General features: G+C 57.0%; 11 protein-coding genes. 7 read left to right on the top strand and 4 right to left on the bottom strand.

Features of this window, described 5'->3' with window-relative positions; all coding sequences use genetic code 11:
• Positions 1–33 precede the first annotated feature (33 nt).
• Positions 34–1224, bottom strand: a complete 1191-nt coding sequence (malE, locus tag OK412_RS04620) for a maltose/maltodextrin ABC transporter substrate-binding protein MalE (protein WP_264352760.1) — start codon at positions 1222–1224, stop codon at positions 34–36.
• A 362-nt stretch (positions 1225–1586) separates the two neighbouring features.
• Between malE and malK the strand changes: the two genes are divergently transcribed.
• The 6 genes from malK (at position 1587) to OK412_RS04590 (ending at position 6407) form a co-directional block, all read left to right on the top strand.
• A complete protein-coding gene (malK, locus tag OK412_RS04615) occupies positions 1587–2696 on the top strand; it encodes a maltose/maltodextrin ABC transporter ATP-binding protein MalK (RefSeq protein WP_010247360.1) in 1110 nt (369 codons plus the stop codon).
• Between the two features lie 43 nt (positions 2697–2739).
• Positions 2740–4041, top strand: coding sequence for a maltoporin (locus OK412_RS04610; protein WP_033760237.1), 1302 nt, complete (start codon positions 2740–2742; stop codon positions 4039–4041).
• A 102-nt stretch (positions 4042–4143) separates the two neighbouring features.
• On the top strand, positions 4144–5082 hold the full coding sequence (malM, locus tag OK412_RS04605; protein ID WP_010247352.1) for a maltose operon protein MalM: 939 nt from the start codon (positions 4144–4146) through the stop codon (positions 5080–5082).
• Positions 5083–5270: 188 nt separating this feature from the next.
• A complete protein-coding gene (locus tag OK412_RS04600; RefSeq protein ID WP_033773851.1) occupies positions 5271–5486 on the top strand; it encodes a type II toxin-antitoxin system Phd/YefM family antitoxin in 216 nt (71 codons plus the stop codon).
• A gap of 99 nt (positions 5487–5585) precedes the next feature.
• The gene (locus OK412_RS04595; protein ID WP_033768537.1) at positions 5586–5930 is read left to right on the top strand and encodes a type II toxin-antitoxin system PrlF family antitoxin; all 345 of its coding nucleotides are present in this window, start codon (positions 5586–5588) and stop codon (positions 5928–5930) included.
• Positions 5931–5936: 6 nt separating this feature from the next.
• Positions 5937–6407, top strand: a complete 471-nt coding sequence (locus OK412_RS04590) for a type II toxin-antitoxin system YhaV family toxin (RefSeq protein WP_064690735.1) — start codon at positions 5937–5939, stop codon at positions 6405–6407.
• A 189-nt stretch (positions 6408–6596) separates the two neighbouring features.
• On the opposite strand, the gene malQ is transcribed toward OK412_RS04590, so the two are convergent.
• Positions 6597–8672, bottom strand: a complete 2076-nt coding sequence (gene malQ / locus OK412_RS04585) for a 4-alpha-glucanotransferase (protein ID WP_264352759.1) — start codon at positions 8670–8672, stop codon at positions 6597–6599.
• Positions 8673–8680: 8 nt separating this feature from the next.
• Positions 8681–11083, bottom strand: a complete 2403-nt coding sequence (gene malP / locus OK412_RS04580) for a maltodextrin phosphorylase (RefSeq protein WP_264352758.1) — start codon at positions 11081–11083, stop codon at positions 8681–8683.
• Between the two features lie 282 nt (positions 11084–11365).
• Between malP and malT the strand changes: the two genes are divergently transcribed.
• Complete coding sequence (gene malT / locus OK412_RS04575) at positions 11366–14068, top strand: HTH-type transcriptional regulator MalT (RefSeq protein ID WP_264352757.1); 2703 nt, start codon at positions 11366–11368, stop codon at positions 14066–14068.
• Between the two features lie 306 nt (positions 14069–14374).
• Here malT and OK412_RS04570 read toward each other — a convergent pair whose 3' ends face one another.
• Entirely contained in the window at positions 14375–15610 is a 1236-nt protein-coding gene (locus OK412_RS04570; RefSeq protein ID WP_264352756.1) for a multidrug effflux MFS transporter, read from the bottom strand.
• Positions 15611–15810: the final 200 nt, after the last annotated feature.

The raw sequence follows: 15810 nt of genomic DNA, 5'->3' as shown, positions 1-15810 counted from the left end.
TCAAGCCGGGTTGCCCCGGCTGCAAGGGGAGAATTACTTCTTCAGACGGGCCTGAGCATCTTTCAGTGCGGCGTCGACGCTCTGACGACCGCCAAGCGCGTTCAGGGTAGCGGTGCGCATCGCATACCAGAATGCCGCCATCTGCGGGATATTCGGCATGATGTCACCCTGACGGGCGTTGTTCATGGTGGCGGCGATACGCGAATCTTTTTCCAGCGTCTGCTGGAAAGATTTCAGCGCCACGGCACCCAGCGGCTTATCTTTGTTGACCGCATCCAGACCGGTGTCAGTCAGCAGATAATTCTCCAGGAACTCTTTCGCCAGCTCTTTGTTAGGACTGGCGGCGTTGATCCCGGCACTCAGCACGCCGACAAAAGCTTTCGACGGTTTACCGTTCAGGGTTGGCAATTCGGTGACGCCATAGTCTATGCCGCTTTTGTCGAGGTTGCCCCACGCCCACGGACCATTAATGGTCATGGCGGTTTCGCCTTTGTTAAAGGCGGCCTCAGCAATCGAATAATCGGTGTCCGCATTCAGGGTTTTGGCTTTAACCTGATCGACCAGGAACTGCATGCCCGCTTTAGCTCCGGCGTTATCGACGCCGACATCCTTCACGTCATAATGTCCGTCGGTGAGCTTGAAGGCGTAAGCCCCGCCTGCGGCCAGCAGCGGCCAGGTGAAGTAGGGCTCCTGCAGGTTAAACATGATGGCGCTTTTGGCTTTGGCGCGCAGTTGCTTGTCGAGACCGGCAATCTCTTCCCAGGTTTTTGGCGGGTTCGGCAGCAGCTTTTTGTTGTAGATCAGTGACAGCGACTCAACGGAAATCGGATAGCCAATCAGCTTGCCGTCGAAGCGCACCGCGTCCCAGGTGAACGGGAAAAGCTTCTCGCGGAAGCTGGCATCCGGCGTGATCTCAGCCAGCAGGCCGGACTGCGCATAGCCGCCGAAACGGTCATGTGCCCAGAAGATAATATCCGGGCCATCGCCGGTCGCCGCGACCTGCGGATACTTCTCTTCCATTTTGTCAGGATGTTCGACCGTGACTTTGATGCCGGTCTCCTGCTCAAATTTCTTACCCACTTCGGCAAGGCCGTTGTAGCCCTTGTCACCATTGATCCAGATGACCAGTTTACCTTCCTCAATTTTTGCCATCGCGCTGGCCGAAAAGAGCACGGCAGAGAGGGCAGAAAGGGCCAGAATTCTTGCTCCGGTTTTCATCGTCATAAATCCATCCTGTTAGCGGAAGTGGTGAATGCTGTACCGGCATCATTGTGCTTATCCGCCACGGCTTCTCATCCTCCTCTGCTCTACGCCCCTCGGCCTGCCGCTGTGATCGCGCTGGCAAAAAGCCCTTTAAGCGGGCGCTTACGCGGCAAAAATTCCTGCGGGTCTGCGTTAGCGATCACAAAAAAGCGCGGCAGCGTGCGGGCCGCGGCGTCAGCCCGCGTTTCTCCTCCTCCCGCCTCCTCCCCCAGCGGAATGCAGTGCGGTGGAGGATGTTACCGTCTGTTTCCTCTCGCATAGTGAGCCCCGGAACCCGTCTGCCGCTGGGCAGACACGACTATGCAGCTAAGAGGGAAGGGATCATGGCGAGCGTTGTGTTACGCAATGTCACGAAAGCCTGGGGCGATACGGTGGTGTCGAAAGATATCGATCTCACTATTCGTGAAGGGGAATTTGTTGTTTTCGTCGGCCCATCAGGCTGTGGCAAATCGACGCTGCTGCGCATGATTGCCGGACTGGAGACTATCACCAGCGGCGAGCTGTTAATCGGCGACCGGCGCATGAATGAAGTGCCACCCGCCGAACGCGGCATCGGCATGGTGTTTCAGTCCTATGCGCTCTATCCCCATCTGTCGGTGGCGGAGAACATGTCTTTTGGCCTCAAACTTGCCGGGGTGAAAAAAGCGGAGATCCAGCAGCGGGTTAATCAGGTGGCGGAGATTCTGCAACTGGCGCATCTGCTCGATCGCCGTCCTAAAGCCCTCTCTGGCGGGCAGCGTCAGCGCGTGGCGATTGGCCGCACGCTGGTGGCGGAACCGCGCGTCTTCCTGCTGGATGAACCACTGTCGAACCTTGACGCGGCGCTGCGCGTTCAGATGCGGATTGAGATCTCCCGTCTGCATAAGCGCCTGAAGCGCACCATGATTTACGTAACCCACGATCAGATCGAAGCGATGACGCTGGCCGACAAAATCGTGGTGCTGGATGCCGGACGTATTGCGCAGGTCGGTAAGCCGCTTGAGCTGTACCACTATCCCGCCAACCGCTTTGTCGCCGGATTTATCGGCTCACCAAAAATGAATTTCCTGCCGGTCAAAGTGACCGCCACCGCCATCGATCAGGTTCAGGTGCGGCTGCCGAATCAGCAGCTGGTCTGGCTGCCGGTTGACAGCGCCGGTGTGCAGGTCGGCAGCAACATGTCACTGGGTATTCGCCCGGAACATCTGCTCTCCAGCGATATCGCCGACGTCACCCTGGAAGGGGAAGTGCAGGTGGTGGAACAGCTGGGGCATGAAACACAGATCCACATCGAAATTCCCGCTATCCGTCAGAACCTGGTTTACCGCCAGGAGGACGTCGTGCTGGTAAAAGAGGGCGCCATCCTCGGTATTGGCCTGCCGCCCGAGCGTTGTCACCTGTTCCGCGAGGACGGGAGCGCGTGCCGCAGGCTGTATCAGGAGCCGGGTGTATAGCCCTGCCAAAAACAATAAAAGCAATGACCTCAGGAGATAGAAAATGTTAACTCTGCGCAAACTTCCCATCGCCGTTGCCGTCGCGGTGGGAACCCTCTCCGCCCCGACGATGGCGGTTGATTTTACCGGTTACGCCCGTTCCGGCATTGGCTGGACCGGCAGCGGTGGTGAACAGCAATGTTTCCAGGCCACCGGCGCCCAAAGTAAATACCGTCTGGGCAACGAATGTGAAACCTATGCCGAATTGAAATTAGGCCAGGAAGTGTGGAAAGAGGGCGACAAAAGCTTCTATTTCGACACCAACGTGGCTTACTCCGTGGCACAGCAGAATGACTGGGAAGCCACATCGCCCGCCTTCCGTGAAGCCAACGTAAAAGGTAAAAACCTGATCGACGCGCTGCCAGGATCTACCATCTGGGCCGGTAAGCGTTTCTATCAGCGTCATGACGTCCATATGATCGACTTCTACTACTGGGATATTTCCGGTCCGGGTGCCGGTCTGGAAGATGTCGATCTCGGCTTCGGTAAACTCTCTTTCGCCGCAACCCGTTCATCTGAAGCGGGCGGCTCTTACACCTTCTCCAGCGATCGTATCCGTGACTTCGCCACCAGCACTGCCAACGACGTGTTTGATGTGCGTCTGGCCGGTCTGGAAACCAACACCAACGGCGTGCTGGAGCTGGGTGTCGACTACGGTCGCGCTAATGCCCGTGACGACTACCGTCTGGAAGAGGGTGCCTCTAAAGATGGCTGGATGTTCACTGCTGAACATACCCAGAGCATGCTGAAGGGCTATAACAAATTCGTACTGCAGTATGCCACCGATGCGCTGACCTCTCAGGGCAAAGGCGTGCCGCAGGGCACCAGCCTCAATAACAATGGTGACATGTATCGCATCCTCGACCACGGTGCGATCTCGCTGGCGGAACGCTGGGATCTGATGTACGTCGCTATGTACCAGAACATCGATCTGGACAACAACCGCGGCACCGAGTGGTACACCGTGGGTGTGCGCCCGATGTACAAATGGACGCCGATTATGAGCACGTTGCTGGAACTGGGCTACGACAACGTCAAATCACAGCAGGCTAACGAGCGCAACGGCCAGTACAAAGTGACGCTGGCGCAGCAGTGGCAGGCGGGCGACAGCATCTGGTCACGTCCGGCTCTGCGTCTGTTCGCGACCTACGCCAAATGGGATGAAAAGTGGGGTTACAACAAAGATAACTCAGGCGATCTCACCACCTTCGCCTCTGCGGACACCAGCGGCAACGGCATCCTGACCAACAGCCGTGGTAAAGACGATGAAGTGACCTTCGGCGCGCAGATGGAAATCTGGTGGTAAGCCAGCACCTTTTCTGACAGGCGCGCCTGCGCCTGGTGGATCTCTTTGGTCGCGGTGTGCCATTGCCTGGTTCACGCCGCGACCTGCAATAAGGTAGACATAATGAAAATGAAAAAACTGGCTGCACTCTGCCTGAGTGCGGCGTTACTGACAGGACACGCGCTTCCCGCCCTGGCGGATGTCAATCTGGTGCCGCAGGATCTCTCGTCCGCACCGGTCGTGGCACCCGAGACACTGCAACGCCTGAGCTGGCAACCGCTGGCTGCTTCTCAGACACAGACCACAAAACTTGCTAACAGCGGACAGACGCTGAATGCGCCACACATTGCCGGTCCGGTCGCGGCCTACAGTCTGCCCGCCAATATCGGCGAACTGACGCTGACGCTGAGCAGTGAAGTGGCGAACGGTCAGGTTTTCGCACCGAACGTGCTGGTGCTGGATGAAAACCTGCGTCCTGCGGCCTGGTTCCCCAGCCGCTACTTTACCTATCAGAAGCCGGGCGTGATGGCGGCAGATCGGCTGGAAGGGGTGATGAAATTAACCCCGGCGCTGGGTCAGCAAAAAATCTACCTGCTGGTGTTTACCACCGACAGCGATCTGACACAAACCACCACGCTGCTTGACCCGGCCAAGGCCTACGCCCAGGGCACCGGTCATGCGGTACCGGATATTCCCGATCCCGTCGCCCGCCACAGCCGGGAAGGGACAATCAAGCTGAAGATGCAGACCAGTTCCGGCTCATCCATTCTGGTCGGGCCGCTGTTTGGTTCATCCGGCCCGAGCGCGGTGACCGTCGGCAATACCGCACCTGCGGCAGCGTACAGCGCAGCACCGGCGCCTGCACCCGCCGCAGCGCCCGCGCCAAAAGCCCGTGCGGAACCGATCATGAGCGACACCGAGAGTTACTTTAACCAGAAGATCAGACAGGCGGTGAACAGCGGCAATATCGATAAGGCGCTGAAACTGCTGGATGAAGCCGAGCGGCTGGGTTCCACCTCTGCACGGCAGACCTTTATCAGTAGTGTTAAAGGCAAGGGGTGAAGCTGCCCCGACAATACTGATGTTGTTCCATCTGGTGCGCTGCGGCGCACCTTTTTTTGTTGCAGAGATCCTGATTGCATGATTTTTTTGCGTGGTTTTACGCATTGCGTAAGTCATGCTGTGGGCAATAGCGTTTGATGAATATAGGCTAACTAAGCCGTTTCAGGGATGACTTTTCTGGAGGCTATATGCGAAGTTACACGACAACCCAGGCCCGAAAATATCTTGCTGAAATCATGGATATCGTGATGGCGGGTGAGCCTGTGATTATCACCCGCCGGGGCGGCTCTGCTGCTGTGCTTATCAGTCGCGAAGAGTTTGATGTCTGGCAGGAAATAAAACAGGGTGCCAATTTTTCAGTCGATACGGAAAAGCGTAATCAGAAACTTTTAATGAAGACTTAGTAACAAAACATTCGCTCTTATCGCGATCAATGCATTTGCATTGCCAATGCACTTGCATTACTGTTGCGCTATCTTGTTTTTTTCTAGTGAGAATCCGCAATGGGAACTCTGACTCATGCAAACATCTCTCTGCGTGCTTCATCAAAACTGACAGCGCGCAGCCAGACCACTATCCCTGCCGCAGTTCGTGATGCGATGAATCTGCAACCTGGTGAGAATATCGAATACGCTGTTCTGCCGGGCGGCAAAGTCCTTATTACCCGTCAGGAAACGGTGACTGATGATGATCCAGTGATCGCGAGCTTTCTGAGTTTTCTTGCTGCTGACATACGCAACACGCCTGCAAATATTAAAACGCTGGATCGAGGATTATTAACTCGCATTACATCGTTGACCGAAGGTATGGACGTTGATTTGGATGCTCCACTCATGGACGATGAGTAATTAAGTATGGAAGACAGCACGGTTATAAATGGATGGCACGTTTATGTTCATCCCTGTTTTGAATCGCAGCTGATTGCGCTGACCAATGAAGTGGAGTTACTCAGGGCTAAATATCCTGAAAGTTACCAGCGAAAAGCGACGACTAAGCTTTTAGCCGCTGTGTTTAAAGTTATCAATAGTGAGATTTGCGCCGATCCACATCAGGCAAAGTTTCGCCAGGGCGATACGCTGGGAGAACAAAATAAGCATTGGTTCCGTGCAAAGTTTTTGATGCAGTATCGTTTGTTCTTTAGATTCAGCGAGCAACATAAAACCATCATCCTTGCATGGATGAATGACGCTGAGACCAAACGTGCTTATGGCAGTAAGCGTGACGCCTATAAAGTATTTTCAGGAATGTTGCATAACGGCTATCCACCTGACGACTGGGCATTGCTGTTAAAGCAATCTCAGGATTGGGCGAAGATAAATTCTTAAGTTCATTAAATCCTGAATAGAATCCGGTTAGTGTTTTTCAGACGCTCGTGCTCAGGGCGATCTTATCACTGTTGAGAGGCGCTGATTACAGTAGCAGCGTGCGAGCCGTTGCCGGCCCGCACGCTGTAATAACTGAAAATTATGTAAAACAGGCTGCGTGAGACACGAGTCTGAGTCGCGCGTTAACCTTCAATTGCGCAGTAGTCGCTTCCGGCGTGCCGTCAGATCACGCAGCAGCATGTCAGTGGCAGGATCGCTGAACAGCGTTTCCAGCGTGGCACTGAGCTTGCGTCGCCAGTTCGGATATTCATCGCTGGTGCCCGGAATATTGACCGGCACCGCCATATCCAGCCAGTCCTCCGGTTGCAGTCCCAGCAGGGCGCTGTGACTGTCAGCCAGATAGCGCTGCATCGCCCGGTTTAATGCCTTGCTCATGCCGGTGCGAGGTGCATCGCGTCCGGCACGTTTCGGCAGGGCACCAACGCGATGCAGACTCTGCAGCAGCGCCTGCTTTGCCCGCAGCCGATCCTGATATAGCCCGGCCAGCACCACCTTGTCGGGATAGAGGCCGAGTTGTGCGCCGGTGGTCAAATCATCGCTCTGCCACCAGCCACGCAGCGTCGGAAGATCGTGAGTGGTCGCGACCGCCATTGCCTGCCGTGGCCATTCGGCAGGCGGACGAAAACTGTGGGCTGACTCCTGCTCAAAATAGAGCACCTTATAGGAGTAGACCCCGCCGTCCCGCAGCTTATCGACAATCGCTTCCGGCACCGTACCGAGATCTTCGCCAATGACCATGCAGCGATGACGCTGACTTTCCAGCGCCAGAATCGCCAGCAGATCGTCGATGGGATAGTGCACGTAGGCACCGTGCATCGCGCTATCACCGGCCGGAATCCACCACAGCCGCATTAGCGCCATCACATGGTCAATGCGCAGTGCGCCGCAGTGGCGCATGTTGGCGCGCAGCAGGGCGATCCACGGCTCCCAGGCGCGCTGACGCATCACCTGCGGATCCATGGGCGGCAATCCCCAGTCCTGGCCGCGCGGGCCGAGAATATCGGGCGGCGCACCGATGCTGGCATCCATGCAGTAGAGATCGCGCTCGCTCCAGGTCTCTGCGCCACCCTGCGCAACACCCACCGCCAGATCGCGGTAAAGTCCAATCGGCATCTGCTGCTGCTGGCAGATGTCCCAGCAGTCGGCAAACTGCTTCGCGGCCAGCCACTGCAGCCAGAGCCAGAAGCGCACCTGATCGGCGTGCTGTTGCAGGAAGGCCTGCACGGCCGGACTGCCGGGATCCTGCAACGCCTCCGGCCACACCGGCCAGCCCCAGCGATCACTATCCTGTGCTATCTGATCGGCGTGCAGCGCATCAAACAGCGCCTGATGCTGAAGACTCTCGCCTCCTTCACGTATAAATCCATTAAACGCCTGCACCTCGGGATCGCTGGCGTCACGCTGAGTAAAATGCGGCCACGCCAGTCTCAGCGCGTCAATTTTCAGCCGGGTCACCGCCGCATAATCCACCCAATCTGCTGCGCGAGCCTGTTCCAGTGCCTGTTCTGTTTCCGGAAGTTGCCACCAGGCCTGAGCGGCAGCGCTCTGCCGGAAGTCAGCGACTGCGCCCACATCGATGTAGAGCACATTAAGCCAGCGCCGGGACGAGGGGCTGTAAGGGCTGGCACTCTCCGGGCTGGAGGGAAACAGCGCATGGATAGGGTTAAGACCGATAAACGCGCCGCCGCGTGCGGCCACCTCCGGCAGCATCCGGCGCAGATCGCCAAAGTCGCCGATTCCCCAGTTTTCCGCCGAACGCAGGGTATAGAGCTGCACGCAGGCCCCCCATAATGACTCACCTGCCAGCAGGGCCGGGGGTTCATAACAGCGGGCCGGGGCAATTATTATCCGGCACGACCACTGCTGCGCGCCCTGTTGCAACGTCAGCTGATGATAGCCTTCCGGCAGCGGCGGCAGATGCAGCGGCTGAGCGGGCTGGCAGCGACCTGAGCGGATTTCACCCGCTTCACTGGTGAGATGCCAGTGGGCATCGTCAGCGAGCTGTGGCGACAGGCTCAGAAGATCGCCGCTGCGAAAAATCACCACCGGTGGCAGCGGCGTGCTCAGCGGATGGGAAGGCTGCATCACCGCCAGCAAACGCTGGCGGGTCAGGGTCGGGATCGCCTGTGGCTTGCCGTGAGCATTGATATACTCAGCGGCGATGCCCGCCCTGGAGAAATCGTCCATAACCGGATCTGTTTTCATGGCGTTCCTTAGCGTTTCGCTTGCCAGATGCGCTGCTGGTAATCGCGGATAGCGCGATCGGAGCTGAACATGCCACAGCGTGCGGTATTGAGGATGGTGGCACGTGTCCAGGCCTCCTGATCGCTCCACAGCGCTTCTACCTGCGCCTGTGCGTCAAGGTATGGCTGGAAGTCAGCCAGTACCAGATAGGGATCACCGCCTTCCGGGCCGAGACTCTGCAACATCGCATCAAAGGCGTGGCAGTCGCCCTGGCTGAAGGTGCCATCTTCCAGCGCCAGTAAGACCTGATTGAGCTGCGGATCTTTCTTGCGCCACTGCGCCGGGGCATAACCGTCTGCTTTTAACGCCACCACCTGTTCCACGGTATGCCCGAAGATAAAGATGTTCTCGCTGCCAACCTGCTCAGCGATCTCGACGTTCGCTCCATCCAGTGTGCCGATGGTCAGTGCGCCATTCAGCGCCAGTTTCATATTTCCGGTGCCGGACGCTTCTTTACCGGCGGTGGAGATCTGCTCGGAAAGGTCGGCGGCGGGAATCAGCCGCTCGGCGACGGAGACGTTGTAATCGGGAATAAACACGACTTTCAGACGGTCACCGATGCGGGGATCCTGATTGATCACCTCGGCCACTTTGTTGATGGCATAGATGATGTTTTTCGCCAGTGCATAGCCGGGCGCGGCTTTGGCACCAAACAGCACCACGCGCGGCGTCCGGTTAGCCTGCGGATCGGTGACCAGCGTCTGCCACAGCGCAATGATGTGCAGCAGGCTCAGATGCTGGCGTTTGTACTCATGCAGTCGTTTGATCTGTACGTCAAACAGCGCGGTGGGGTCAATCTCAATGCCGGTCCGCTGTTTTACCCAGTGCGCCAGCGCGACTTTGTTCTGCTGCTTGATGGCGCGATATTCCGCGCAGAAGGCGGCGTCATCCGCAAAGGCTTCCAGCCCCTGCAAGGCATCGAGATCGTTCAGCCAGGGTTTTTGCAATGTCCTGGTGATCAGGGCACTCAGCGCCGGGTTGCACTGATTGATCCAGCGGCGCGGCGTAATGCCGTTGGTCACGTTGTGGAATTTCTCCGGCCACATCTGGTGATATTCCGGGAAGAGATCCTGCACCACCAGTTTCGAGTGCAGCGCCGCCACACCGTTGACCGCGAACCCGCTGGTCACGCAGAGGTTCGCCATCCGCAGCTGGTTATTATGCACCAGCGCCAGTCTGGCCCACTTCGCTTCATCGTCTGGCCAGCGCGCGGTGACAGCCGTTTTTAGCTGCGCGTTCAGGGTATTGATGATCATCATATGGCGCGGCAGCAGGCTGCGCACCAGACGCACATCCCAGCACTCCAGCGCTTCCGGCATCAGGGTGTGATTGGTGTAGGCAAAAGTGTGCTGTGTGATCTGCCAGGCGCGATCCCAGCTCAGCTGATGCTCATCCAGCAGCAGACGCATCAGCTCCGGGATGGCCAGCGTCGGATGGGTGTCATTAAGCTGGATCACTTCATGATCGGCCAGGGTTTCGATGCTGCGTCCGGCCCGATGATGGCGACGCAGAATGTCAGCCAGCGCACAGGCGCACTGAAAATATTGCTGCATCAGACGCAGTTTTTTACCGTTCTGATGATTGTCATTGGGGTAGAGGACCTTGGTCAGTTTTTCAGCATCAATACCCCGTTGTTCAGCGCGCAGAAAGTCGCCGTCGTTGAAGCGATCAAGGTTAAACGGCTGAGCATGTTTCGCCTGCCATAGACGCAGTGGCTGGCTGATACCATTCTGATAACCCACCACCGGCAGATCCCAGGCTTCGCCGAGCAGTTCAAACGCCGGTTGCCACTGTGGCTGACCCGCAACCGTCACTACTTTACCGCCCAGTCCGACCCGCACGTTAAGCGCGGCGTTGTGGTTAAACCACGGATAGCGGTCGCGCTGCCAGTCATCGGGGCTTTCAATCTGCGCGCCCTGTTCGAAGCGCTGGCGGAACAGACCGTACTGATAGTTCAGACCGTAGCCCGTAGCGGGCTGACCCACATTCGCCATGGAATCCAGGAAACAGGCTGCCAGGCGACCCAGGCCGCCATTACCCAGCGCCGGATCTGTTTCGGTTTCCAGCACGTCAGTGAGTGAGATATCCCAGGCGGCCAGGGCCTCGTTGACCGCGTCATACCAGCCCAGGTTCAGCAGGTTGTTGCCGGTCAGGCGACCGATCAAAAACTCCATCGACAGATAGTTAACATGGCGCAGTTCTGTCGGGGCCGGGGGAGCAGGTTGCGCGGCCAGCATATCGGCCAGCGCACCGCTGAGTGCCTGCCACCACTGTATCGTGGTCATCTCCTGCGCATCGCGCAGGCCAAAACGCTGCCACTGACGGGTCAGGGCAGCATTGAACTGAATCGGGTTGAAATCGGGCTGTGTCATGGTTGATGTCCTGTAAAAACGGAAAATGGATCAATGTGGCGACAGTCTGCCCGCGCGGAAACCCTCGCTCATCCTCCTGCAAAGAATTAGCGGAGGAGGATGGGGAGGGTGGAGAGGATGAGGCTAATCCGAAATCGTTGAAGGAGTGTGATTGCGCACGCTTTTGTAAAGTTTAATTAATGGGTTTGCTTGCATTCATCTGACGAAATGCTGAACCTGTGTAAGGAATAATTACGAAGCGTAAAATAATGATGCGCTCGACAAATGGAGAAACGCGCGCCCATGTTAATACCCGCTAAACTCAGCCGCCCGGTGCGTCTTGAAGGCACTGTGATTCGGGAGAGATTGCTGCAAAAGCTCACCGCTGCCGGTAACTATCGGCTGGTGCTGGTCACCAGTCCGGCGGGCTACGGTAAAACCACACTGGTGTCGCAGTGGGCGGCAGGGAAAAGCGATCTGGGGTGGGTTTCTTTAGATGAGGGCGATAATCAGCCGGAGCGCTTTGCCGATTACCTGATCGCTGCACTGCAACAGGCCACTCACGGTGGCTGTCCGCGCAGTGAACTGCTGGCGCAGAAGCGGCAGTATGTGAATCTCAACGCCCTGTTTTCTCAGCTCTTTATCGAGCTGGTGGAGTGGCAGCAGCCGCTGTGGCTGATCGTTGATGACTACCATCTGATTACCAATCCGGTGATCCACGACGCGATGCGCTTTTTCCTGCGCCATCAGCCTGAAAATCTGACGCTGATTCTGATGTCACGCAACCTGCCGCAACTCGGTATCGCCAACCTGCGGGTGCGTGAGCAACTGATTGAGCTGGGCAGCCAGCAGCTGGCTTTTACCCACCAGGAGGCGCGACATTTTTTTGACTGCCGACTGGCGGCCCCGCTGGAAAGCGAAGAGAGCAGCCGACTCTGTGATGATGTAGCGGGCTGGGCTACGGCGCTGCAATTGATCGTACTGTCGGCGCGACAGGGTGCCAGTTCGGCTCAGCATTCCGCCCGGCGTCTCTCTGGCATTAATGCCAGCCACCTCTCCGATTATCTTGTTGAAGAAGTCCTGGATAACGTCGATCTGCCTACCCGCCATTTCTTACTGAAAACCGCGCTGCTGCGTTCAATGAACGATGAACTGATCACCTGTGTCACCCGCGAAGAGAACGGCCAGATGCGGCTGGAAGAGATTGAGCGTCAGGGTCTGTTTCTGCAGCGCATGGACGATTCCGCCTGCTGGTTCAGCTACCATCCGCTGTTTGGTAACTTCCTGCGTCAGCGCTGCCAGTGGGAACTGGCGGCGGAGCTGCCCGCGCTGCATCGGGCTGCGGCAGAGAGCTGGATGGCGCAGGGCTTTCCCGGCGAGGCGATTCATCATGCGCTCGCCTCTGGCGACGCCACTATGTTGCGGGACGTGCTGCTTAAGCACGCCTGGACGCTGTTTAATCAGAGCGAACTGCCGCTGCTGGAGAACTCTTTAAAAGCGCTGCCGTGGGAGATGATGCTGGAAAATCCAATGCTGGTGCTGCTGCAGGCGTGGCTGATGCAGAGTCAGCATCGCTTCTCCGAAGTCGACAGTCTGCTGGCGCGTTTTGAACAGGCCAGCCGCTGCGAGATCGATGCAGCACTGCGTGGTGAATTTAATGCGTTGCGCGCCCAGGTGGCGATTAACGATGGCAATACCGACGAAGCGGAGCGGCTGGCGAAAGTGGCGCTTGACACTCTGCCAGCGAGCCGTCACTACAGCCGCATTGTGGCAACCTCAGTGCATGGTGAAGTGATGCACTGCAAAGGCGAGCTGGATGATTCACTCAAGCTGATGCGGCAGACCGAACAGATGGCGCGGCGCGATGAAGTGTGGCACTACGCCCTCTGGAGCCTGATTCAGCAGAGCGAGATTCTGTTTGCTCAGGGCTTTTTGCAGGCAGCCTATGAGATCCAGAGCCGCGCCTTTGTGCTGGTCGACGAGCAGCACCTGGCTCAGTTCCCGCTGCATGAGTTTCTGCTGCGCATTCGCGCTCAGTTGCTGTGGGCCTGGGGACGACTGGAAGAGGCGGAGCAAGCGGCCCGGGAAGGCATCAAGGTACTGAACGGTTTCCAGCCGCAGCAGCAGATTCAGTGTCTGGGATTGCTGGTGCAGTGCTCACTGGCACGCGGCAATCTGGATAACGCCCGCAGCTACCTGAACCGGCTGGAAAACCTGCTGAACAATGGCAACTGGCACAGCGACTGGATAGCCAATGCCGACAAAGTCCGGGTCATTTACTGGCAGTTGACCGGCGACAGCCAGAACGCCCGTGACTGGATGCGGCAGACGCCTAAACCTGCCTTTGCCAATAACCATTTTCTGCAGGGACAATGGCGGAACATCGCCCGCGCGCAAATCCTGCTGGGTGATGTCAGCCAGGCGGAAGTGGTGCTGGAGGAGCTGAATGAGAATGCCCGTGCCCTGCGCCTGATGAGCGATTTAAACCGTAATCTGCTGCTGCTGAATCAGATCTACTGGCAGACCGACCGCAAAGCGGAGGCGCAGCGTGTCCTGATTGAGGCGCTGAAACTGGCGCGCAGCACCGGTTTTATCAGCCATTTTGTGATTGAAGGCGAGATGATGGCGCAGCAGTTGCGGCAATTGATTCAGCTGAATACCCTGAATGAGCTGGACAGCCACCGCGCCCGGCGCATCCTGCTGGAGATCAACAAATATCACCGTCACAAGTTCGCTCATTTCGATGAAGGCTTTGTCAGCCGGTTGCTTAACCATCCTGACGTGCCGGAGCTGATCCGAACCAGTCCGCTGACGCAGCGTGAATGGCAGGTGCTGGGATTGATCTATTCGGGCTACAGCAACGATCAAATCGCCGGTGAGCTGGCGGTGGCCTCCACCACCATCAAAACCCACATCCGTAATCTCTATCAGAAGCTGGGCGTCACCCATCGCAGCGAAGCGATGAATCAGGTGCAGTCGCTGCTGAAAATGATGGGATATGTCTGACGACAGGCGTATTCAGGGGCGGGCTTCAGCCCGCTCATGCTGAAAACAAATAGTCGATCACTGTGAGAAACACTTGCTATCCTCCCTGGCTGAATTTCCCCCATCACCAACCGTCCTTTTCCTCGTTGGCTGCCGCTTTGCTGGTGCGTGACACCCAGGGCTCTATCTGCCGGCGTCGATAGAGACATTCCTGAAACCACACGCCTTGCCCATCCAGCTTCGTGAAAGTGTCGAACCAGACCTGTTCGCACCCTTACACCTGCAGGGATGTTGTTACCGGCTGTCTCTGGAGTTAATTAACTTTCTCTATGCTGATGCTTTTAACTGGCAGCGCAGTGAGAAAAGAAGAACAGCGATAAAGCAGGTTATTACCTGTATACCTCCTAATGAGGTAACTGCGGGGAAAGCCAGCACAGAGGCCAGCCATGTCGTTACGGCGGCAGAACCCATGGACAGAAACCCGAGCAAAGCGGATGCCAGACCGGCCTGATGCCCAAATGGACCCATAGTGATAGCTGTACCCAGTGGATTGGCCAACCCCATACCCCAGAGGAACATAATCATCGACAGGGTATACCAGCCCAGTCCTGGCGCTGCCGGGCCAATCAGCAACAGGCCACCACCTGACAATGCTGTGAGAATCCCGACCAGGGTAATGTTTTGTGCGCCATAACGATGGGCAAGGCGTGGTGACGCCATACCTGCTGCAAAGACCACAAACACTGTTGAAGCAAAATAGAGGCCGGTCTGCAATGATGACAATCCGATACCGCCCATCAGGATGGCAGGTGCAGCACTAAATGACGCAAACAGACCACTCATTAACAGGCTTACAGACATTGCCGGAAGGATAAATTTTGCATTCAGCGCCAGCTTAACGTACGCAACCACGACGCCGGGAATGGAGTGCGGGGCACGTCGTTCGGCAGGATGCGTTTCGCCTAATGCACTGGCATAGAAAACGGCGACGGCAAAAGCCGCCAGGCCCACCGCAATGAAGATTGCCCGCCAGCCCAGCGTGGCGGCTAATACGCTGCCTATCAAGGGTGAGAAGCCGGGAGCTGTCGCTGTGGCGATCATGGTCAGGGACAGTGCCCGCGCTAATCTTTCGCCTGTAAACAAATCACGCGCAATGGCGCGAGACAGAACCGCTGCGGCGCATACGCCCAGCGCCTGTATCACCCGACCGGTGATCAGCATTTCCAGTGAACCGGCAAGCCCTCCCACAACGGTTCCCACCATGAATACGGAAAGGCCGCCCAGTACCAGTTTCTTGCGCCCGAAACGATCTGCAAGCGGACCGACAACCAGCTGCGCCAGAGCAAATGTGATAAAAAAGCTCGATAGCGTAAGGCCAAGTTCGCGTGATGACACGCCTAACTGCTCTCCGATATCCGGAAATGCGGGAAGGATAATGTTAGTAGAGAGTATGCCAATGGCTGAAAGTCCTGCCAGTAACGCGATAATTTTTCCTGTCAGCTGCTCTCCTTCGGTCTGTTCGGCTTCAGGAAGGATGACAGGAGTAGACTGTTCTGGCTTCATAAACCCTTACCGTAAGGCACTGAAACGACCACAGGTTTACGGGGAAACGGCGTTAGCAGATGAGATTCGCTCATGCTGTTGCCTCCCAGCGGCGAAACAATATGCGGGCATTGACGTTACCAGAACCGAAGCCGTCAGATAATGCTAGCGTTATGGCGCTAGCGCGTGACTTTAAGTCCACAAGATCAGTCGGGAGGAAT

Origin of the sequence: Pantoea sp. JV6 (assembly GCF_025910055.1) — a bacterium.
Classification (GTDB): Bacteria; Pseudomonadota; Gammaproteobacteria; order Enterobacterales; family Enterobacteriaceae; genus Pantoea; species Pantoea agglomerans.
This window is presented reverse-complemented; position numbering and strand designations above follow the sequence as displayed.